General features: G+C 37.9%; 20 protein-coding genes, 1 rRNA gene and 1 other annotated feature. Of the genes, 5 read left to right on the forward strand and 16 right to left on the reverse strand.

From position 1 onward, the window contains the following. Both CBF30_RS06015 and CBF30_RS06020 read right to left on the reverse strand, forming a co-directional pair. Positions 1-63: ribosomal RNA gene (locus CBF30_RS06015) — 16S ribosomal RNA — on the reverse strand; the annotation flags it as partial. Between the two features lie 524 nt (positions 64-587). Further along, entirely contained in the window at positions 588-1,196 is a 609-nt protein-coding gene (locus CBF30_RS06020) for a histidine phosphatase family protein (protein ID WP_170168963.1), read from the reverse strand. A gap of 177 nt (positions 1,197-1,373) precedes the next feature. Between CBF30_RS06020 and croR the strand changes: the two genes are divergently transcribed. From croR to serS, 4 genes are all read left to right on the forward strand, one after another. Then, the gene (gene croR, locus CBF30_RS06025) at positions 1,374-2,063 is read left to right on the forward strand and encodes a response regulator transcription factor CroR (protein WP_126823829.1); all 690 of its coding nucleotides are present in this window, start codon (positions 1,374-1,376) and stop codon (positions 2,061-2,063) included. After that, positions 2,050-3,228 (forward strand): sensor histidine kinase, encoded by a 1,179-nt coding sequence (locus tag CBF30_RS06030; protein WP_126823831.1) that lies wholly within the window; start codon positions 2,050-2,052, stop codon positions 3,226-3,228. The genes croR and CBF30_RS06030 overlap by 14 nt, the downstream gene beginning before the upstream one ends. An 86-nt stretch (positions 3,229-3,314) precedes the next feature. Further along, the gene (locus CBF30_RS06035) at positions 3,315-4,601 is read left to right on the forward strand and encodes a serine hydrolase (protein WP_126823833.1); all 1,287 of its coding nucleotides are present in this window, start codon (positions 3,315-3,317) and stop codon (positions 4,599-4,601) included. A 44-nt stretch (positions 4,602-4,645) separates the two neighbouring features. Then, positions 4,646-4,883: a binding site (T-box leader), on the forward strand. 53 nt (positions 4,884-4,936) lie between these two features. Next, positions 4,937-6,208 (forward strand): serine--tRNA ligase, encoded by a 1,272-nt coding sequence (serS, locus tag CBF30_RS06040; protein WP_126823835.1) that lies wholly within the window; start codon positions 4,937-4,939, stop codon positions 6,206-6,208. Between the two features lie 63 nt (positions 6,209-6,271). Here the strand turns inward: serS and guaB are convergent, their stop codons facing one another. The 10 genes from guaB to CBF30_RS06095 form a co-directional block, all read right to left on the reverse strand. Further along, positions 6,272-7,756, reverse strand: coding sequence for an IMP dehydrogenase (gene guaB / locus CBF30_RS06045; RefSeq protein ID WP_126823837.1), 1,485 nt, complete (start codon positions 7,754-7,756; stop codon positions 6,272-6,274). Between the two features lie 321 nt (positions 7,757-8,077). Further along, positions 8,078-8,785 carry a DUF1129 domain-containing protein gene (locus CBF30_RS06055; RefSeq protein WP_126823839.1) on the reverse strand — a complete coding sequence of 236 codons (708 nt, stop codon included), beginning with the start codon at positions 8,783-8,785 and terminating at the stop codon, positions 8,078-8,080. A 39-nt stretch (positions 8,786-8,824) separates the two neighbouring features. After that, positions 8,825-9,925, reverse strand: a complete 1,101-nt coding sequence (gene ychF / locus CBF30_RS06060) for a redox-regulated ATPase YchF (RefSeq protein ID WP_126823841.1) — start codon at positions 9,923-9,925, stop codon at positions 8,825-8,827. 43 nt (positions 9,926-9,968) lie between these two features. Next, positions 9,969-10,160 (reverse strand): DUF951 domain-containing protein, encoded by a 192-nt coding sequence (locus CBF30_RS06065; RefSeq protein WP_281273588.1) that lies wholly within the window; start codon positions 10,158-10,160, stop codon positions 9,969-9,971. A 17-nt stretch (positions 10,161-10,177) separates the two neighbouring features. Next, positions 10,178-11,068 (reverse strand): ParB/RepB/Spo0J family partition protein, encoded by an 891-nt coding sequence (locus CBF30_RS06070; RefSeq protein WP_126823843.1) that lies wholly within the window; start codon positions 11,066-11,068, stop codon positions 10,178-10,180. Next, positions 11,061-11,822, reverse strand: coding sequence for a ParA family protein (locus CBF30_RS06075; protein WP_126823845.1), 762 nt, complete (start codon positions 11,820-11,822; stop codon positions 11,061-11,063). The genes CBF30_RS06070 and CBF30_RS06075 overlap by 8 nt, the downstream gene beginning before the upstream one ends. 104 nt (positions 11,823-11,926) lie before the next feature. Then, on the reverse strand, positions 11,927-12,646 hold the full coding sequence (gene rsmG / locus CBF30_RS06080; protein ID WP_126823847.1) for a 16S rRNA (guanine(527)-N(7))-methyltransferase RsmG: 720 nt from the start codon (positions 12,644-12,646) through the stop codon (positions 11,927-11,929). Between the two features lie 189 nt (positions 12,647-12,835). After that, a complete protein-coding gene (locus CBF30_RS06085; RefSeq protein WP_126823848.1) occupies positions 12,836-13,279 on the reverse strand; it encodes a GNAT family N-acetyltransferase in 444 nt (147 codons plus the stop codon). Between the two features lie 91 nt (positions 13,280-13,370). After that, the gene (locus CBF30_RS06090) at positions 13,371-14,576 is read right to left on the reverse strand and encodes a DUF2075 domain-containing protein (RefSeq protein WP_211340485.1); all 1,206 of its coding nucleotides are present in this window, start codon (positions 14,574-14,576) and stop codon (positions 13,371-13,373) included. Positions 14,577-14,706: 130 nt separating this feature from the next. Next, positions 14,707-16,008: a polysaccharide deacetylase family protein gene (locus tag CBF30_RS06095; RefSeq protein ID WP_126823850.1), complete on the reverse strand. Its 1,302-nt coding sequence runs from the start codon at positions 16,006-16,008 to the stop codon at positions 14,707-14,709. A 182-nt stretch (positions 16,009-16,190) separates the two neighbouring features. On the opposite strand from CBF30_RS06095, the gene CBF30_RS06100 reads away from it, so the two are divergent. Continuing rightward, positions 16,191-17,252, forward strand: a complete 1,062-nt coding sequence (locus CBF30_RS06100; RefSeq protein WP_126823852.1) for a LacI family DNA-binding transcriptional regulator — start codon at positions 16,191-16,193, stop codon at positions 17,250-17,252. Between the two features lie 57 nt (positions 17,253-17,309). On the opposite strand, the gene CBF30_RS06105 is transcribed toward CBF30_RS06100, so the two are convergent. From CBF30_RS06105 to CBF30_RS06120, 4 genes are all read right to left on the reverse strand, one after another. Next, the gene (locus CBF30_RS06105; protein ID WP_126823854.1) at positions 17,310-17,993 is read right to left on the reverse strand and encodes an alpha/beta hydrolase; all 684 of its coding nucleotides are present in this window, start codon (positions 17,991-17,993) and stop codon (positions 17,310-17,312) included. Positions 17,994-18,121: 128 nt separating this feature from the next. Beyond that, entirely contained in the window at positions 18,122-18,595 is a 474-nt protein-coding gene (locus tag CBF30_RS06110) for a glutathione peroxidase (protein ID WP_126823856.1), read from the reverse strand. A gap of 96 nt (positions 18,596-18,691) precedes the next feature. After that, a complete protein-coding gene (locus tag CBF30_RS06115; RefSeq protein WP_126823858.1) occupies positions 18,692-19,165 on the reverse strand; it encodes an S-ribosylhomocysteine lyase in 474 nt (157 codons plus the stop codon). A 19-nt stretch (positions 19,166-19,184) separates the two neighbouring features. Next, on the reverse strand, positions 19,185-20,342 hold the full coding sequence (locus CBF30_RS06120; protein ID WP_126823860.1) for a 5-methyltetrahydropteroyltriglutamate--homocysteine S-methyltransferase: 1,158 nt from the start codon (positions 20,340-20,342) through the stop codon (positions 19,185-19,187). Positions 20,343-21,346: the final 1,004 nt, after the last annotated feature.

Below are 21,346 nucleotides of genomic sequence, written 5' to 3' on the forward strand. Positions count from 1 at the left end.
GACTTGCATGTATTAGGCACGCCGCCAGCGTTCGTCCTGAGCCAGGATCAAACTCTCATTAAAAGTTATGATAATGTCTTGCGACATTTAGCTCATTGTTGTTTGCTAGCGAATTGACTTCACTAAAATTAAAAATGTTTGTTGTTTTTACAAGATGTAAAAACGCCCTACACATTTGGTTTGTCTTACTTTGTTCAGTTTTCAAAGGTCTACTTCGTTGCGTTTTAGCAACTCATATATCATAACAAGAAGTGAAATGTTTGTCAACCTCTTTTTTGATTTTTTTTTAAATCTTTTTGAATGAAATCAGTCGTTTGCACGAGTTGTTTCTTTCAACTTTAGTAGAATAACATAACAAGAATGTTCTTGTCAACACTTTTCTAAAAAAGTTTTTTTCGTTGATTTAAAAAGGTTTAGCTGTCTTAGCGACATGTATTAATATACCAAGAGAAAGCCATTTCGTCAACATAATTTTACATTTTTTTTGATTTTATTTTTATCTGAAATAAAACTGTTAAAAAAGCCATATCATTCGTTTTTAAAGGAATAATATGACTCTTTTTACTATTTTAACTAATTATATTTCGTTATTTATTATAAGACAGCAGTTTAAACTCAGAGTTAGGGCCCTCACATTGTAAAATACTAATAGAAGTATTGTCTAAAATTCCTTTTTTTCTGATGTCTTGAAGCGGAACTCCAACTAAAGTTTGTATGACACTTGTTAGATATGCTCCATGCGATACGACTAATATATTTTTTGCATTTGGATTCTCTTTCACAATTGTCTCAACTGTTTGCTTTCCTCTTTTAATCACATCTCGGTAACTTTCCCCCGAAAAACTACTTGGATCATACTTATCAGGATACTTTCTTAAGTTCTCAATTTCAGAACTGTCTGAAACGGAAGCTAATGTCTTGCCTTCCCAGTCACCAAAGCCCATTTCTTTTAGTCCATCTAATGGCTTTAACTTGCCGCCATATTGGTTTTTTTCCATAATATACGCGGTGGTATCTAACGTTCTTTTTAAAGGGCTGCTATAGATGCAGTCAAATTTTACGTTGGAAAGTCTTTCTCCAACTTTTTTAGCCCCTTCTATTCCTTCTTGTGTCAGAGGAGAATCTACAGTATTTCCTTGAAGCTTTCTTTCTATGTTGTACTGTGTTTGACCATGTCTAATAAAATAAAGTTTCAATATGCTCTTCCTTTCTTCTATAGTATTCATTATGACAAATTACATGAAAATTTCAACGCTTTCTAGCGTATTTTATAAATTTCAATTAACTTCCTTTCTATTTATTTATCCTTTCTCCTTATTTTTGTTACAATATAATGAATAATGAAATTTGATCAAATCATGGAGGAAAATTAAATGAAAATACTTGTTGTAGACGATGATAAAGAAATTGTGGAATTGCTGACTATTTATATTCACAATGAAGGCTATGATGTTGTCCAAGCTTACGATGGAAAAGAAGCAATCACAAAAATTATGACCACACCAGATATTGATCTAATGATTTTGGATATTATGATGCCTAATATGGATGGCATGCAAGTTGTAAAACAGTTACGAAAAGAATCACAAATTCCAATTATTATGCTGACTGCAAAAATTTCTGATATGGATAAGATCCAAGGGTTGATTGCTGGAGCAGACGATTATGTGACAAAGCCCTTCAATCCTCTTGAGGTCATGGCTCGGGTAAAATCTTTAATGAGACGTAGTAATTTTCAAGTTGCAGCAAATGAACCAGATAGCTTAGAGATTGGGCCTTTGATTATCCGGAAAGATTCGCATGAAGTTCAAACTGACACCGGAAAAGAAATTCAATTAACTGCACTTGAATTTGGTATTTTATACTTACTTGCAAGTCACCCTAACCGCGTTTTTAGCGCAGACGAAATTTTTGAACGCGTCTGGCAACAAGAAAGTTTGGTTTCTGCCAAAACCGTAATGGTCCATGTGAGCCATTTACGTGATAAAATTGAAGAAGCGACTGGTGGACAGAAAGTGATTCAAACAGTTTGGGGAGTCGGATATAAAATTGAAGCACACTAGACATATTCCAGAAAAAAATACACGCATTGTTCTTACCTCTAAAGAAAAGAGTGAGTTGATTGTCGAAGGTTTTATCACCATCATTCTATTGTTACTATTAAATATTGCCATTATTGTCATTTTAGGCCAAGTGATCAGTTATCATCAATCCTTGGGTGAAATGATTTATCGTATTAAAATGATCATGACACAAACTTTTAACAATCGTGCTTTTGCCTCTTGGTCTACTCCATCATTTCTCATTTTGGGGATTATTGATACCATTATCCTATACTGGCGACTAATTCGCAGATACAACCAAATGCAGCTTCGCCATATTATCAGTGAACTGCATTACATCGCAAGTGGTCACTATGATCACCGCATTCCGTTTGAAATCAATGGGGATGTGGGTCGTGTGATTGATAGTATTAACGGTTTAGTAGATAGTACAGTGGATGCTATTGAGGAAGAACGAAAAATTGAGAAGTCAAAAGACGAACTGATTACAAATGTCAGCCATGATATTCGTACGCCACTGACTTCTATTATTGGATATTTGGGATTGATTGAAGAAAGACAATTTCATTCTAATGAAGAGTTGCTTCACTACACGCACACTGCTTACTTAAAAGCAAAACAGATGAAAGTATTAGTAGATGATTTATTTGAATATACCAAAGTACGGCAACCTAGCACTCCGCTCAATTCGATTACCTTTGATATGGAACAACTGATTGAACAAATTGCAGTGGACTTTGAGTTAGCAGCTAGTAAAAAGAATATCAAAATTGAAGTCCTCGTCTCGCCCAGTCCTTTTATGATGGAAGGAGACTCTGAGAAGTTGGTTCGCGTTTTTGATAACCTTATCTCCAATGCAATCAAATACGGCAAGGGTGGAAAAAAAATTGTGATTTCTGCTGAAAAAATTGGAAGTGAAGCACTCATTATTGTGAAAAATGATGGGCCTTCTATTCCCAAAAAATCTCTAGATCAACTGTTTGATCGTTTTTATCGTGTAGAGGAATCTCGCTCACAAGAAACGGGTGGAACTGGCTTAGGACTGGCAATTGCTCAAAGTATCGTGACCTTGCACGGAGGCTATATTTACGCTAATTCAGACAAGGAATGGACCTCATTTGTTTTCCATTTACCTCTCAAAACCAAAAACTATCAAAAAGACTAAAAAGAATGCGAGCAATCTATTGCATCGCATCTTTTTATTCGTTAAACTGAACGTGATGATTCTAAAAAAGGGAGACTTATCTTATAATGAAGAAACCAAAGATTTTTGCACTTTTTTTTGTCTTAATTTTACTTTTTAATACCCTACTTTTTCCATTTGGTTCAAAAGCTTTAGCTGCCGAGAATTTTCAAGTTGCTGCCAAAGCTGCTGTTTCAGTGGATGCTACTACTGGGAAAGTTTTATTTGATCAAAATGCCGACGAAGTACTACCTATTGCTTCAATGACAAAAATGTTGACGCTTTATCTCGTATTAGAAGCAGTCAAAGAAAAAAAACTTTCCTGGAATGACACGGTACCAATTGAAGATTACTTATACGAGTTAAGCACAGATACAGCTCTTTCAAATGTTCCTCTAGTAAAAGGAACAAACTATACTGTTAAAGAATTATTTGATGCCTCCGCGATTTATTCTGCCAATGCTGCTGCAATCGCACTAGCGACAAAAGTTTCTGGTAGTGAGAGTGGATTCGTAGATTTGATGCGTAAAAAATTACTCTCCTGGGGTGTCAAAGATCCACATATTATCTCTGCTTCTGGTCTAAACAATGAAGATCTAGGTACTCATATCTATCCTGGGAGCGCTGCAAATGACGAAAATAAATTATCTGCCAAATCTGTCGCATTGATTGCCCAACACTTAATCACCGACTACCCTGAAATTTTAGAAGTAACAAAAACCACTAGTAAAGTCTTTGCAGCAGGTACACCTAGCCAAACAGAGATGACGACTTGGGACTGGATGCTGCCTGGTGGTCAGTATTACAAAGAAGGGGTTGATGGGTTAAAAACTGGGACTACTGACTTAGCTGGAGAATGTTTTGCTGGGACAATCACCAAAAATAACTGGCGAATTATTACAGTAGTGATGAATGCAACTAATGCCCAAACGGATGCTGGTGCTAGATTTGTAGAAACTGGAAAACTGATGGACTATACGTATGACAACTGGGAGAAAAAAATACTATATAAAAAAGGAAGTACATTGCCAACAGACAAAAAAGTTACGGTAAATAAAGGAAAAAATACTTCCGTTCCACTTGTTCTAAAGGAAGATGTCACACTTTTTACTCGCAAAGGGATGGACATAAAAAATGTCAAGAGCCAGTTCAAAGAAACAACTAAGGAACTGACTGCCCCACTTGGAAAAAACACAGTGGTTAAAACCGGAACGATCCAACTAAAAGAAGATACATTAGGCTATATTGGTACTCAAAAGGCACCAACTTACACACTTGTTACGAAACAAAAAGTCGAAAAAGCCAACTTTTTCGTGTTGCTAGGCCGTTCAATCAAAAGCTTTTTTTCAAAATAACATTTGACAGTACACTAAAAATTTTGTATGCTAACAGTAATTTAACAGTTGTATTCTTAGGGAATAGTAGCGATTGTGTTTTTTCCAGAGAGTTAGCGGTCTGGTGCAAGCTAACAAAAGCATCCGTGAATCCACCCATTCAAATAAGTAGCAGGCAAACGCTTTTGCGGTAAGTCTTCTCGGTATTCTACCGTTATCAAAATCAAGTGCAACATTTTTATGTTGAATTTGGGTGGCACCGCGAGTCCATTTCTAAATGAACCAAACCTCTTCGTCCCAACTGAGCTTTTGCTCTAGGGATAAGGGGTTTTTTATTATACAAAGGAGGAACTATCATGTTAGATGTAAAAATGATTCGACAAAATTTTGATACTGTAAAAGAAAAACTATTGACACGTGGTGTAAAAGAAGAGATTTTAAATACGTTTGTCTCTTTAGATGAGCAACGCCGTACATTGCTGGTCGAAGTTGAAAGTCTAAAAAAACACCGTAACGATGTTTCAAGTGAAATTGCTCAATTAAAAAAAGCCAAAGAACCAGCTGAGGACAAAATTAACGAAATGAAGCTTGTTGGCGCAAAGATTAAAGAGTTAGATGCTCAACTAGTAGAAATTGAGGAAGAAATCACACAAATTTCTTATACGCTACCCAACTTACCCAATGAAGCGGTACCTGTTGGAAAAGATGAAGAAGAAAACGTAGAAGTAAGACGCTGGTCTACACCTAAAGACTTTCATTTTACGCCAAAACCGCACTGGGAGGTTGCTGAAAATCTAGGGATTTTAGATTTCGAACGTGGCTCAAAAGTAACAGGTAGTCGTTTTGTATTTTATAAGGGACTAGGTGCCCGACTAGAACGAGCCGTTTACAATTTAATGCTAGATACACACATCTATGAACACGGTTATACCGAAATGATGACGCCTTATATCGTAAACGATGATTCAATGTTTGGTACGGGACAATTCCCTAAATTTAAGGAAGATGTTTTCCAACTTGAAAACACAAATCTAACATTAATTCCAACTGCAGAAGTACCACTTACTAACTATTACCGCGATGAAATTCTTAAAAACCAGGATTTACCTATTTATTTCACGGCACTTAGCCCCGCTTTTCGTTCAGAAGCAGGAAGTGCAGGTCGTGACACTCGTGGCCTAATTCGTTTGCATCAATTCAACAAAGTGGAGATGGTGAAATTTACAGACGAGCAAACTTCCTACGATGAACTTGAAAAAATGGTGACAAATGCTGAGGATATCTTGCAAAAGCTAAACTTACCCTACCGAGTAATCACCTTATGTACGGGAGACATGGGCTTTTCTGCTGCTAAAACCTATGATTTAGAGGTCTGGATTCCAGCACAAGAGACGTTCCGTGAGATTAGCTCTTGTTCAAACTGCGAAGATTTCCAAGCTCGCCGTGCCAAAATTCGATACCGTGATGCAGAAGACAAAATTCATTATGCACACACACTAAATGGATCTGGTCTTGCTGTGGGTCGAACAGTTGCTGCTATTTTGGAAAACTACCAAAATGAAGATGGTAGTGTCACAATCCCTGAAGCTTTAGTCCCTTACATGGGTGGCACAACCGTTATCCGCTAATTTAACTAAAAAAGGTTGGATCAAAACGAAACGTTCGTTTTGATCCAACCTCTTTTTTTAGTTTTAAGATTCAAAAGAATAATTAGGTGCTTCTTTGGTAATTTGTACATCGTGCGGATGAGATTCACGTAATCCCGCTCCACTCATTTGGACAAATTGTGCTTCTTCTCTTAATTGTTTTAAGTTTCCAGCTCCTACGTAGCCCATGCCCGCTTTTAAGCCACCAACCAATTGGAATAAAATATCCGCTGCACTTCCTTTGTATGCAACACGACCTTCAATTCCTTCTGGGACCAATTTGTTGGCCTCGTTAACACCACTTTGGAAGTAACGATCACTTGATCCTTTTTCCATCGCACCTAAAGAGCCCATACCTCGATACGTTTTGAAACGACGTCCTTGGAATATTTCAAATTCACCAGGAGATTCATCCGTTCCAGCAAGCATGCTTCCTAACATTACTGCATGCCCACCCGCAGCAAGAGCTTTTACAACATCGCCAGAATACTTAATCCCGCCATCGGCAATGATTGGTTTGCCGAATTCACGTGCTACAGAAGCTGCATCATAGATTGCTGTAAGCTGCGGCACTCCAACTCCTGCCACCACACGAGTCGTACAAATAGAACCAGGACCAATCCCAACTTTTACAACATCTACCCCAACTTCAAATAAAGCGCGTGCACCCTCGGCTGTGGCAATATTTCCAGCGATTAAAGTAGCTTTAGGAAACGTCTTACGGATTTCTTTAATTTTACGAATCACACCCGCACTATGTCCATGTGCAGTATCTATGATAATTGCATCGGCACCGGCATCTAACAATGCTTCTGAGCGTTCAAAAGTGTCACTCGTTACACCTACGGCAGCTGCAACTAATAATCGCCCATGTTCGTCTTTTGCTGCATTAGGGAATTCAATTACCTTTTCAATATCCTTGATAGTGATCAGCCCGCTTAATTTACCAGCTTCATCTACAATTGGTAATTTTTCAATTTTATGTTTTTGTAAGATTTTTTCTGCATCTTTTAAAGAGGTTCCCACGGGTGCAGTGACCAATTTTTCTTTGGTCATCACCTCTTTAATCGGAACTTGATAGTCGGTTACAAAACGCAAATCACGATTTGTTAAAATCCCCACTAACTGACGATTTTCTAGAGTTTCGACAACGGGTACACCACTAATACGATATTTGGACATCAATTGTTCCGCATCTGCCACTAGATGTGTGGGAGTTAGGAAGAACGGATCAATGATAACGCCACTCTCTGAGCGTTTTACTTTTCTTACCTCGTCTGCTTGTTGTGCAATACTCATATTTTTATGTATAACACCTAATCCACCTTGACGGGCCATTGAAATCGCCATTTTGCTATCTGTTACCGTATCCATACTTGCACTGATAAAAGGAATATTCAATTTGATATTTTGGGCAAGTTGAACACCCATTTCTACTTCATTTGGTAGTACGTGACTTTCTGCTGGAATCAGCAATACATCATCAAACGTAAATCCTTTTTTTGCAAATTTTGTTTCCCAATTGGACATTGTCGACAACCTCTCCTCTTATTTATTTTTAATTACAAAAATAACAAACAAACCACAATTAGTCAATCATCTCGTCATCAAAAAACCATTTTTCACATTAAAATTTCATTTTCACGCACTTTATATTTTCGAAAAGAGCATGAGAGATCACTCGAAAGTGATCTTTCATGCTCTTACTATTCGAATAAACGAGGGGGGGCAGAAGTAACTCCCTTAAAAATACACTAACCTTCACAAAAATTTGATCGAATTTTTTCCTGAATTTCTTTTTATTCTTCAGAGTCAAAACTTCTGTCCCATCTCTTTCTTTTTCACCACTTATTAGTTTGGACGCAAGATGGTTCCTTGAATGCCAAATCGTTTTTTCAACAAATAGCGTACGCCAAATGTTACTCCAGCAAGAATCAAGTTTACAACTGGATCTAACTGAGGATTGATTGACGCTGGGATAAATGCTGCAAAAGAAAATACCGCAAACCACGCAAGTAAAATCAGCATCATAATGGCTGTTGACTTGATTAAGCCGGGACGTTTTTCTTTCGGTATATTTTCTCTAGCATATCTATAGACATATTTATCCATGATATAGAAAACATAGCCTCCAGAAAACGCCGCTAAAATCATCGTAATCAGTCCAAATGAACTGACAGATTGGCTGGTTTTAGAGATGAGATTGATTACGCCTCCCATGCCAGCTAAAAAGACCAATAAAAGTAAGGAATTATCAAGCCAAATTTCCCACAGCTTGTTTGCTTTCACAGGAGCTGGTCGATTCGCTAATTTTGACACATATTCCGAAGGTGTACCAAACAATTGGCGTGCCGTTGTTCCCTTTTTTTGCTCTTTCACAAGCACAGATACAACCTCATAAACCGTTGCCTTGATGGTCGTTTCATTTAGAGCAGACTCTTGTAGCTTTTTTTTCAAGTCAAATACATACTGTTCATTTCTTTTCGTTAATTGCTTTTCCAACGCTTCAATTGACTCTTTTGGAGCTACCGAAGTCACATTTTTTTCTTCTACCGCCACAAAGACTCCTCCTTATGTTTTGTAATGTAGTCTACTGGTTTAGACATTGAAACGAAATAGCATAATATCGCCATCTTGTACAACATATTCTTTTCCTTCAAGGCGAACTTTTCCTGCTTCTTTTGCTGCATGCATACTCCCATATTGAAGCAAATCTTCATAGGAGACGGTTTCAGCACGGATAAAACCACGCTCAAAGTCACTATGGATGACCCCTGCACATTGTGGTGCTTTCATGCCTTGTTTAAATGTCCAGGCACGTACTTCTTGAACACCCGCTGTGAAATAAGTAGCGAGTCCCAGCAAATGATAAGCCGCACGAATCAGTTGATCCAAACCAGATTCTTCGATTCCTAGATCTTCTAAAAATTCGACTTTATCTTCCTCATCCAACTCAGCGATTTCTTCTTCGGCACGAGCACAAATCACGATAACTTCTGCATTTTCTTCCGCAGCAAATTCTTTTACTTTTTTCACATAGGGATTATTGGAAGCATCTGCTATCTCGTCCTCTGACACATTTGCCACATATAACACTGGTTTTGTCGTCAGCAAAAACAAACTTTTTACTAAAGGCATTTCCTCCTCCGTAAACTCAATGCTTCTTGCAGATTTTCCTGCTTCTAAAACAGGTTTAATCTTATCAAGAACTGCTAGTTCTGCTACTGCTTCTTTGTCTTTTGTCTTAGCAACTTTGGCTACACGTGCATAACGCTTGTCAATAGACTCCAAATCCGCTAGAACTAACTCTAGGTTGATGGTTTCAATATCTGATAAAGGATCGACACGACCCTCTACATGCGTAATATTGTCATCATCAAAACAACGTACAACGTGACAGATAGCATCGACTTGTCGGATATGACTCAAAAATTTGTTGCCCAAGCCCTCGCCTTTACTTGCGCCTCGTACAATCCCAGCAATATCCGTAAATTCAAATGTAGTTGGAACTGTTTTCTTAGGATCGACTAATTCCGTTAACTTTTGTAAACGGTAATCTGGAACTTCTACCATTCCTACGTTTGGATCAATTGTTGCAAAAGGGTAATTAGCAGCCTCTGCTCCTGCTTTTGTAATTGCGTTGAAAAGTGTGGACTTCCCTACATTTGGTAATCCAACAATTCCAGCTGTTAATGCCATAATTTCTTCACTCTTTCTTATTTTTTTCAGTAAAAGGGAGAGGCTATTCCTCTCCTTTTTTTTCTAATATTTTTTTTAATTTTTTTTCGAAGTCACGTCTAGAAAGCATCACAATATGTGCACAATGAACACACTTAATCTTTATGTCCATTCCCATCCGAACAATTTCCCAACGATTTGTTTGACAAGCATGTGGTTTCTTCATTTCGACAATATCGCCTAGATCATAGTTCACCTGTTGGGCCCTCCTTCTTATTTCTCATCAAACTGAATATCTAAGATATCCAAAATACGAGTTAAATCTTTTTCAGATAGGTACTCAATCTCAATCTTTCCCTTACCTGATTTTTCTTGAATTGATACACTTGTTCCAAATTTGTCCATCAACCGGTCTTCGCTTTCACGAATATAATACGGTTTTTTTTCTTTTTCTTTGGTACTCTTTTTTGTCGCAGCTTTATTGTCATTTAGTTGATTGACCATCTGCTCTAACTGACGTACTGTCAAATTTTCTTTTACCGCGCGATTAGCAAGTGATAGCATCTGTTTGCGATTTTTTAATCCTAACAGCGTTCTGGCCTGCCCCATAGATAAGCTTTCATTTTGGACCAAATCCTTTACGAGTTTCGGAAGTGTCAACAAGCGCAAGTAATTAGCAATATAGGGGCGACTTTTTCCTAAACGTTCAGAAAGTTCTGCTTGTGTCAGCTTCAAATTTTTCATAAGCATGTCATAAGCCTCAGCTTCTTCTAAAGCACCTAAATCTTCACGTTGTAAATTTTCTAACACCGCTATCTGCATCATCGCTTCTTCATCAAACTCTCGCACAATGGCTGGAACGGTCTCCTTTCCAGCTAGCTTAGATGCTCTAAATCTACGTTCTCCTGCGATGATTTCGTATCCTTTTACGGCCGACTTCCGCACAATAATCGGTTGGAAAACGCCTGATTGAGCAATTGATTTAGCCAATTCATTTAGTGCCTCTTCATCAAAGGTCTTTCTTGGCTGGTACGGATTGGGGCGTAAATCAGTTAATGGTAGTGCTCTTACCTCTTCTTTTTTTACGTCCACCTCTTCTAAAGTTGAAAAATCTTGAAAAAGTGCATCGATGCCGCGGCCTAAACCTTTACTGTTTTTACTCATTCGCTAACACTTCCTTCGCTAGTGCTTGATAAACCTCTGCTCCTCTAGAACGTGGATCGTAATCAATAATGGATAACCCATGACTTGGTGCTTCGGAAAGCCGAACATTTCTTGGAATAATCGTATCATAAACGCGTTCACGGAAATATTTTCTAACATCCTCAACCACCTCAGAACCCAGATTGGTCCGCGCATCATACATGGTCAACAGCACTCCTTCAATTCGAAGTTCTGGATTAAAATGCTTTTGGACCAAACGAACCGTATTAAGCAATTGACTCAATCCTTCCAATGCATAATACTCACACTGAACTGGAATCAAAATCGAATCGCTGGCTGTAAAGGCATTAATCGTTAAATGACCCAAAGAAGGAGGACAATCAATCAAAATATAGTCATATAATGGCTCAACATCCTTAATCGCACTTTTTAACCTAGATTCTCTTGCCATCATCGGAGTCAGTTCAATTTCTGCTCCTGCTAATTGAATGGTCGCCGGGACGATGTCTAAGTTTTCTCTCGTAGTATGGTGAATCACATCAGCAATTGGGTATTCATTTACCAAAACGTCATAGACATCTTTGGAAACATCTGATTTACGAATCCCAATCCCACTGGTCGCATTACCTTGTGCGTCTATATCAATCAACAACACTTTGCTTCCTAAAAATGCTAAACAAGCGCCTAAGTTCACTGTCGTTGTGGTTTTACCCACTCCGCCTTTTTGATTCGCCACTGAAATAATCCGTGCCATGCTTTTTCCTCCGATTCTCTACTGATATAAATAACCAATCTTTTATCTCGTTACAATCTCTTCTATTATAACACAAAACGAACAAACTTTCTGTGTTGATTCCCCTAATGAAGCGGTTGTTTATTGGGTGTTCCGGGCTTTCTTGGATATTTTTTGGGAGTTTTTTTGACTTTTTGTATCACTAAAATATGACGCTCATCTTTTGTTTCTGGCAAATGAATTTCAGTATCTTCAATCCACTTACCACCTAGTAAATTGATTGCTTTTTTAGCCTCTGTCACTTCTTCGTCTGCGCGCATGGCCTTCATCGCTAAAAAATAACCCGATTCTTTTACTAATGGCAAGCACAGTTCTGCCAAAACATTTAATCTGGCGACAGCACGTGCTGTCACAAAATCATAAGACTCTCTAAATTGTGCATTTTGACCAAAGCTTTCCGCCCGATCATGATACAAGGAAACATCCTCTAACTCTAATTCCTCCACCAATAATTCCAAAAATTTAATGCGTTTATTTAAAGAATCCACAATCGTTACTTTTAAACTTGGAAATAGAATTTTAAGCGGAATACTAGGAAAGCCTGCCCCAGATCCCACATCACATAGATGATAGGCTTTATCTGATAGCGAATGTGAAAAAGCCACGGTAATCGAATCATAGAAATGCTTCAAATAGACTTCCTCTTTTTCTGTTATCGCCGTCAAATTTATTTTTTCATTCCACTCTACCAATCGTTCAAAATAACAGCGGAATTGTTCCACTTGACGTTCAGTTAAAGGATAGCCTTGCCTAGCTAATTCTTCTTTAAATTGTTCAACATTCATGAAAACTTCTCCTTTTTTCGTGAAACACAAAATTGTTTCACACTTCTTTGTTTACTGTATCGCAAAAAAACTGGTTACGCAATCCTTTTCCAAAAATTCTCTCGATTATTTAGTCGAATCTTTACTTTTTAGCATATTTTTAAAAATAAGCTTTCCTCGCCTACTAGCGGAAAAGCTTACGTTTGTCTATTAGGAACTGACTTTTGTTTGCCACTCCATTTGGTACTCAAGCTGATTGGTCTCTTTATCTAACCTTTGGGCTTTTATTTCAAAGCCTTCCTTTTGATAGAAACCAATCGCCCGTTTATTTTGACAATAAACACAAAGGCTTAACTGATCCTGCTGAATTTTAGCATATCTTAATAATTCCGTGCCAATGCCACATCCTTGAAACTCTTGTAAAACAAATATCCCTGCAATATAGTTTTCTACTACACCGGTAAAGCCAATAATTTTTTCTTTTTTCTGTGCTACATATAAAGTAGCTTGGGGCAGTTGTACACGTAATTCTCCGCGATTTCCCTCCCAATATGCTGTTTCTATATAATGATGTGTTTGGATGTTGCCCTCTAACCAGATTCGCTCTATTTGTTCTAGTTCATTTGCTGTTAGCTGCTCTATTTTTCGAATCACTTTTTCCCATTCTTTCCTATTTTATTTTATTTTATTTTTGTGCGTTTGATTAGACGTACAGACATCAAGCCACCACCTTTTATTTCTATTATTACTCCTGCGCTAATTGTTGCAACTTATTTTGCAATTTTTCGTCAACAGCATGTAGAAACAACCCTTTTCTAGCACGGGTCATGATTACATACAGGGCATTTAGCATTAATTGCTGTTTGGCTTGACTAGCATTCGGGACGTTTTGACTTCCCATAAAAGCAGCTTGATCCTCATACTTTTCGGGTAAAACTTCCAACCGATCGAGCGCTTCATTATAGGTAATGGACGGTCCAATAATAATTCCCGCATAGTTGAGATCAAATCCTTGAACTGTATAAACCGATCCCACTTCATCTATTGTGTCCGCCCTTTCCGCCCATGCAAATTTTTCTTGCGGTTTACTCATATCCCATCGCAGCTTAAAATGATTAGCTGTTACAAAGTACTCTTGCCCGTCCAAACGATAAGGAAAGTCATAAGTTGCAAGAATACGACTCAGACCTTCTTCTTTATTTTTTTTGCAGATCTCTTGGTACATCTGACCCGCATCTTGATAGACGCGCAATTCAAAGGATTGATTTTGCGGCCATTTTTTTAATTGTCGTTGACAAAATGCATCAATCCATTCATACACATCCGCATGCGCTTCAATACGAAACTGCTGCTGCAATTGAATTTTCTTACAAACACGCGCTTCTAATACTTTTGCGAGACGTTGCTCATCCCAAAAACTTTTAAACTTTAAAACTTGTGTGTTGTCGTAGATTAATACCACTCTCTGACTGAGCTTTAAGATTTCTTCTAATTGGTTTTCTTGTTGAAAGTGATTGTAGGAATCTTTCTTAGATAACAACAAATGTGCCTCATCTACAAAAACAACAGCTGCTTGTTGCTGCATTTTGTGTAATCTATTAATGAATGTTGTCGGCCGTTCAAAGTCTTTCTTTAGTAAATACGGCGTCGTTTCTGCTACATTTTTATACGCTTTTAACATTTCTGGATGATTCACTAAAAGATAATTTTTAGCGTTATCTTGGGTAACTTTTCTCTCTGTTTTAGTCCTTTTTTGCAATTCAAAAAAAGCCGAGCTGAGTAAGACACTTTTACCTGTTCCCGCAGCTCCTTCAACCAACAAAACCGTTTGCTCTTCAGCAGGATCTTCTTGGCAAAAATCTAAAATCTCTTGTTTTAATCGTTGCTGTGCTTGTGTCAAGGCTCGGTTAGGGTTTAACTTATAGGCTGCATAATTTTCTTCTTTTCCCACCAAAAATCGCTTCTTTCTACTTCTTTCCCTACAGTGTATCAATTTTCGTACTTCTACGCAAAATAAAAAAAGGTCTGGAACGTAACTCAAAGGTTATGTTCCAGACTCAATCCTTATTCTGTCTCAATCATCATTCCTGTAACTTAGGCCGTGCTGGATCCCACGTTTTTGCCGCATCTATAAATGGGCTCAATACATTGATTTTATTTGTCATCTGAGCTTGCAACTTAATCCCATCTATGTTAATTCTAGCTTGTCTTAAGTAATTGTCTCCAAGTTGCATCCAATAAGGTGTAGACCCATCAACGTTGCAAAAGAAATTAAACCCTTTACTATGTAAATAATCAAACTTAGGATTCCCTGCATAACTTTGCCAGTCTCCTACATCGCTTCCAAATGGATAAATTAAAATATCTGTGTTTCCTATAACTGGTTTCACTTCATTTTCCCAGCGTTCGGTGTCAGCTTTTAGTTGTTCCATTGAAACCTTCCCAGCATTAAGATGTCCCCAAGTATGTGAAGCAAATTCCCAACCATCTTCCCTTAAAAAAGTCGCAACTTTCTTCGCTTGTTCGATCTCTGTCTTGGTTTTTTCGTTGTCACCATACTCGCTAACAGATGTTCGGTAGCCCAGGACACCATTATAACCCGTCAGAGCAATAATCCCTTTGGCACCTTTATAAGAGAAGTCAGGATGTGCTGCAACAAAATCATCTAAGAGTGGCACCATATCAAATGAGCCGTACTCTACTTTCTCGTCGTCGGTATAGGTATTCGTGATTTTATTTTCTTTACTGATGGTTAAATTTGCGGCAAACCCGTCTCCTTTCATATATTCATAGTAACTAACATCATCTTGAGATAAGACTAACGGCTTTTTCCCCTCGGGCAAACGGATTTCCTTACAAATCATTTTCCCATCCTTTACTTCTGCAATATCATGCATGTTTACAAGCACATATTGATTAGCATAGAGCTGTTCTAACGAATGATTAAACTCCGAAATGGTTGCCATATATTCGTTATACCCATTTTGCTTACTATCACCGTCAAAAGCCTTTTTAGTGTCTTTTATCAACGAATGAAAAAACAAATGAGAAATTTTCAAGTTATCCTGCCAAGTCTTCAAACTTGCTTGTTCTTCCTTCAGCTGACTAAGTCTTTGTGTGACCTTCTCGTTAGTTAGTAGTTTACTCGTTTCTAAAAGCTGAACAGCTTTTTCATAGTTATACTGCTTTGAAAGCAAGTTTGACTGATTTAACAAGTCAGACACCTTTTGTTCTTGCTGCCGATTCGCAACAACCTTTTTTTCGTCTGTCTCTTTTTTAATATGTGCATTTTTATCCTGATGAATTTTCACAAACCCGTAGGTCCCAAACCCTAAAACAAGGACTATAAACCCCAACATTCCCCAAAAAATCCTATTTTTCATATTCTCCCCCCATTTTTCCTTACAGTTAAACGATATAGAAGTATCGAAAAATAATCAACATCAACTTCAATTTTTAATCTTTTTTTCAAAAATTGTTTCACGTGTAACATTTACGCAAACGATTGCTTTAAAATGGATTTTCCTTTATAATAATAAATGAACTGAATGGAGTGAAACATATCATGGAAAGACAAATTACATTAAAAGATATCGCTAAAGAGGCTGGTGTTGCAGTTTCCACAGTTTCTAGAGTTGTCAATCGGACACAAAAAAATGCCGCTAGTCCTCAAGTACAAGAAAAAATTTGGGCGTTAGTCAAAAAATACAACTATGTTCCCAACCCTGTAGCCCGGTCTTTAAAAATGGCTAGTACCACGCCCGCAAAGAGAGCAAAACAAACAAACAAAATTCTCTGCATTATGGAAGATTGCGCTAGTCCCTTGGCACAAACCTTTTTTAATTCTATCCGCCTTTCATTAAAAGAGACATTAGCGCATACTGATTACACATTTGCAACCCTATTAGTTAAAAATACAGAAACGGACGACGAGCTTCAAGAGCGTTTCTTACAAGAAAATAGTCTAGGTGCGATTGTGCTAGGAAACTTCACTCCTGACACACTTGCTGCCATCCAAAAACAAATTCCCTTACTCGTTTGTACAGGTCTGACTCCCGTTGAGGATGCCTACAACCAAGTTATAAGTTTGCTTACTACCGCTACAACAAAGGCACTACGTTATCTCCATGCAAACGGACATAAAAAAATTGCTTATTTGGGAACAGTGGAAAACGCCTCGTATAAGCAAGTTTACGCGCCAAACATCAAAGAAAAATTTGGCACTGACACACTGAATGAATTTAGTATCGAGTGTCAAGCAGATGCCGCCAGTGCTTATGAAGCACTAAAAGAAAAAATAGTATGTAACAGTCTGCCTTTTTCCGCAATCGTTTGTGAAAATCTTCCAATAGCACTAGGCGCACTCAAGATTTTAAATGAGCACAATATTTCTGTTCCACAAGACCTCTCAGTACTATGCTTAGAAGAAAATGAACAAGCAGCATACTTTTTACCCAGTCTTACTACTTGTAAAATACCTACTCAACAATTAGGAAAAATTTCGATCAAAATACTACTGGACCAAATTGAAAATGGACAAGATATTCCACTAAAAATTGAATTACCGGTCCAAATGGTTGAACGAACAAGCTGTCAAAACATCAGCCCCTCGTTCCCCATCCATTAATCTTATAGTGCCAATAAGACAAGCTGCACCACTATCTTTTCGGAGGAATCTCCGCCCTTATCGGAAAGTCGCCACATTCGTGTTTGTTCCATTTGCTGTCACAGGCTTTCCTAATGAGAGTCCGTGGCCTCCTTTCTGGAAAATATGCGCTTCAAAAGGAACCGCATTTGCTGCAAGCTCCTTTTGGCATATAATTGTATTTTCAATCGGGACTAGCGAATCTTCATCGGTAGCAAATAAAAAAGTAGGTGGGGTTTTAGGACTAATAGCTGCTAATAGATTGGGAGCTTGAAGCCCCATCTGCTCAGCCATTGTTGGTAAGAGTGCTGCATAGCCCAAAATAGCAGCACTAGGACGAATCCTCCCCAGATTAGCTAAAGCAGCTGCCAGATGTCCTCCCGCAGAAAAGCCAATCACACCAATTTTTTCTGTATCAAGGTGCCAGCTATCCGCTTGCTTGTGCATTAAAGCAAGTGCTTGTTCTGCTTCTAAAAATGCTTGCTCGAAATTTTTAAACTTTCCGACACTATACCGTAAAACAAAGGTTTGGTATCCTTCTGCTAAAAACTGCAGCGCGATTGGCTCTGCTTCTCGATCACTACAAAATTCATAGCCTCCTCCAGGAAAGATAAGCATTCCTGGACGTTTTTTTATCGCAGCCAATTCTACCGATTCCTCTTGTAAATAAACCGTCAATTCTGTATTTCTTATCTGATCTAATTGAATTTTTTCTATTCGCATATCTGCTTTCCTTCCCGAGAAACCGTTTACATATAAGTATACAAAACAATCCCCAAAAAGACAAATCCGCTATTAAAAAAATGCAAAACAAAAGCAATACACGCTTTTGTTTTGCATCTACTTGATTTTTATAAGAGTTTTTGAATATCTTTTTCAATTTTCAACGGATCTACATTGGGCGCATAACGTTTCACTACAGCACCACTTTGATCTACTAAAAATTTGGTGAAATTCCATTTTATTTTTCCACCGAGCAGACCACTTTTTTCTTTTTTTAAGAATGTATATAATGGACTTTCATTGGGGCCATTCACTTCAATTTTAGCAAAGGTTTCAAATGTTGTATGGTACTTTAACTGACAAAATTGTGTGATTTCTTGGTCAGTACCTGGCGCTTGATGCCCAAACTGATTACAAGGAAAATCTAAAATATCAAACCCTTGCTCTTGATACCTTTCATATAAGCCTTCCAAGCTTTCATATTGAGGGGTAAAACCACAACCAGTAGCCGTGTTGACAATTAAAAGCACGTTTCCCTTATAGCGCTCTAACGAAACCGTTTGTCTTTCAACGTTTTGCACTTGATACTCATAAATTGACATGGACCCTCAACCTTCTTTTTTTATTTTTTCCATATTTACAGGACTTTGTGATACAAACTGTTATTTACCACTAGCTCTCCTAGCGATTATTCATAGTTATACGACGTGACGTTCAAATGGTTGGTCACTAATCCCATCTTCCACTATTTTTCTTGCCCATTCTTTTGCAGAAAATAAAGAGTGATCGCGGTAATTTCCGCAGCTCACGATATCTGTTCCTTGAACATCTTCCCATTCAATTTCATCGGCAATTTTTTTCAAGGCCTTTTTTAGCGCTACTGCGATTTCAGTTGTCGAGTGCTCTCCCCATGTAATCAAATGGAAACCAGTACGGCATCCAAAAGGAGAACAATCAATAATTCCTGACATTTCGTCACGTAATAAATCTGCTAATAAATGTTCAATTGTATGTAAACCTGCTGTAGGAATTGCATTTTCATTTGGTTGAACAAAGCGTAAATCATAATTTGAAATAACGTCGCCACTTTTTCCTTTTTCTTCTGAAATTAAACGGACATACGGTGCTTTTACTTTGGTATGGTCTAAAGTGAAACTTTCGACTTCTGCCATTCTGACACACTCCTCTTTTTTATTCTTTTCCCCATACTTCTTCAGCAATGGATTTTACAAATTCAATTTTGCCCCATTGTTGTGCTTCCGTCAAGATATTTCCCTCCTCAGTGGATGCAAACCCACATTGAGTGCTCAAACATAGGCGATCAAGCGGCACATACTGCGCTGCTTCATGTATTCTATCAATCACAGCTTGACGATTTTCTAAGGTTCCTGACTTAGACGTTACTAGACCAAGCACTACCAATTTATCTTCGGATACGTATTGCAATGGTTCAAAACCACCCGAACGATCACTATCATACTCTAAATAGTAGGCATGAACTTTTTCATCCGTAAACAAAGGAGTCGCAACATCTTCATAGCCACCAGCTGCCGCCCATGTAGAATGATAATTTCCACGACATACATGTGTATTGATGGTTAAATCTTTTGGTAAAACACTAATCGCTGCATTGTTAATAGAAAGATACAACTGTTTAAGCTCTTTGCGAACTTCCTTTTCATCTTTCCCGTCATCATCAATAAAACCTTCTGGTAACGGTGCTACTAAAACGCCCCACGTACAGTCATCCAATTGAATCGTGCGTGCTCCCGCTTTGTATAAGTCAAAGATAACTTGTTGATACGCGCTGGTAATATCTGCAAATAAGGCTTCGTCTGTCGGATAAAATTTGCGGACATTTTCAATATTATCTGGACGCAATAATTCCACAAGTAACTGGGCTGGCGCTGGAATTGTTTGTTTTACCTCTACTTCTTTTGAGGTATGCGCTTGTGTAAATTTAAAATGCTCCACAAATGGATGATTTTCTCCAGATATTTTTCCAGTAATCGTTACGGTTCCTGGACGTGTCTCTTCTCCGTGAAATTGATAGCCTTTTTCTGGTACATGAAACGCAATCCCTTGCAATCCCCAAAAGAAATCTAAGTGCCACCAACTACGACGAAACTCACCATCTGTCACAGCCTTTAAGCCAGCTTTTTCTTGTTTTTGAATTAAGCGAATAATTTCAGTATCTTCAACTTTTTTAAGGGCTGCTGCATCAATTTTTCCAGCTTCATAAGCCACTCGTGCTTCTTTTAAAGCCTCTGGGCGTAAGTAACTCCCTACAATATCATAACGAAAAGGAGAGGTCTTTCTTTTAGTAAATGCTTGTACCGTGTTTGTCATCACATATTCCTCCAATAATTTTTAATGTAAAAAGCATCCGTCCCTTTGCCTATCGTTTAGCCGATAAACAAAGGGACGAATGCTTTCGCGTTACCACCCTCATTTGTATCATCCTTACAGACAATACCTCAACGGTACACCAATTGACTGGGATACCTGGTGAGATAACGGTCACTACCGTTCAAGCAACGTGAATCCCTTGAATACTCAGAGCTCATCTTCACGACTTCATCCAGTTCCCTTTTTCACCATCCGGGTTCTCTTTCCTGTATTTGTTCGCTACTCTTCTCTTCAACATCTATTATTTCATTCGTTTTTAATCAATTCTTAATGTTAGTTTACGCCTAGTTTTGCGATTCGTCAAATCATTTAGTCAAGAAATCTGAAAAGTAAGACAAGTCTCCCCTTCCAGATGGAAAAACACATCGCTTACTCTTTTTCAGGCTTTTACTTGAGAAAAACTACAAAATTAACTTTATTTTCACTCATAACTTGGGACAATCACGCCAAATCATCAAAAAAGCTTTCATATCAACGATAATCAAGCGATTAAAGATGGATGCAAACTTTCAATGTCCCTTACAAGATAATATACTCTTTTCCAATCTTATTCATCATCCAAAAAAACAGCTACATATACTAACAAAATCCCTTTAATACAGAGCTAACAGCATTTTTTCTATACAAAACAAAAAAGCCACCACTCCAATTGTACTTTAGTTATTTCGGGAGCAGTAACAGCAGCTATACCCATCATTCGTTGAGCTTTAGACATTAGTTGCAACGCTCTTCTTTTGTTAATTAGTGGAATGACCATTTCTGGTTTGTTACCTCATCTTATCATAGCCAAGTGCTGTTTCATAATGATTCCACTATGCTCATATCCAATACCGCGATAAGCAATTATGGGTAATCCAAACGAGTGTCGTTTTTTATAGACCCTAAAAAAAACAATCTCGTTACTTCTCGACTAAAACTTTATTTAGCTAGTAATTCGACCATCT

Source organism: Vagococcus entomophilus (assembly GCF_003987595.1).
In the GTDB taxonomy this organism is placed as follows: domain Bacteria; phylum Bacillota; class Bacilli; order Lactobacillales; family Vagococcaceae; genus Vagococcus_E; species Vagococcus_E entomophilus.